This is a genomic window from Streptomyces sp. NPDC031365, from assembly GCF_055569765.1.
Genome location: NZ_JBVIIM010000088.1, coordinates 1 through 1,076 on the forward strand (window position 1 = coordinate 1; position 1,076 = coordinate 1,076).

At 64.9% G+C, this 1,076-nt stretch carries 2 protein-coding genes; both read left to right on the forward strand.

Annotated elements, in window-relative coordinates; all coding sequences use genetic code 11:
* The first annotated feature begins 373 nt into the window (after window positions 1-373).
* Window positions 374-793: a CBS domain-containing protein gene (locus tag ACZ5C2_RS38625; RefSeq protein ID WP_468801646.1), complete on the forward strand. Its 420-nt coding sequence runs from the start codon at window positions 374-376 to the stop codon at window positions 791-793.
* A 54-nt stretch (window positions 794-847) separates the two neighbouring features.
* A partial coding sequence (locus tag ACZ5C2_RS38630) for an SDR family NAD(P)-dependent oxidoreductase (protein ID WP_468801648.1) occupies window positions 848-1,076 on the forward strand: 229 nt, incomplete at its 3' end.

A 1,076-nucleotide genomic window follows, 5' to 3' on the forward strand; every position in this document is an offset into this window, starting at 1 on the left:
AGAAGGCGTGGATCAACGACCCCGCCAAGCGTAGGGAACCGACACCACAGATCTCATAGCATCACAAACGTCTCACTGGACTTGAAATCTTCCGCGACGTCGCTCAGCCGTGATCGAGCAGGGAGGGCACTCTGAAAAACGGGGTTCCGTCCTCAAGGGGCGGCCAGTCAAAGGGACGGGAGCGGTTACGGCACCCAGCACGCAGAGCCGTCCGGGCACACCGGCACCGCCACGCGGTGACGTGAGCGTCTGTTCCCCGGCATGCGCAGGGAAGGTGAGCAGCCGACACTGGTCTTGAGGACGAGACCGGCCGGGGCGGGTCACACTCCACGAGTTCCTCCCGCGCCGACAACGACGCCGGAAGGACACGGCCATGACGACTGCCCAGGAGATCATGCACGCCGGTGCCACCTGCGTACAGGAGAGCGAAACACTTCAGGACGCGGCGCGCAGGATGAAGGAACTGGACGTGGGAGCCCTGCCGATCTGCGGGGAGGACGACCGGCTCCGCGGGATCATCACCGACCGCGACATCGTGGTGAAGTGTCTCGCCAGCGGCAAGGACCCCAGGACCATGACCGCCGGCCAGCTGGAACAGGGCAAACCGATCACGATCGATGCCAAGGCCGATGCCGACCAGGTCCTGCACACCATGGAGGGGCACAGGATCCGTCGGCTGCCGGTGACCGACAATCATCGCCTCGTCGGCATGATCAGCGAGGCGGACCTCGCGCGCCACCTGCCCGAGGACCAGGTGGGCCACTTCGTCGAGGTCGTCTGCGCGACCTCCTGACCGACCTGTCATTCCCCGGCGAGTCTTCGCCGAACATCGGTTCAGGAGGTCGTGATGGGACGTCTCAACGAGCGAGTGGCGATCGTCACCGGTGGAGCAAGAGGGATCGGGGCCGCCGTGGCACGTCTGTTCGCCGCGGAAGGCGCGGCTGTGACGGTCACCGATGTCCTCGACATCGAAGCTCTGAAGCGCTCTCGGAGATCATTTCCAAGAGCGCGGAAGCTTTTCCCATCACCTCGAGTGCGGCCTTGTTCCGGGCCAGGTCTTTTTGCAGCCGCTCCAC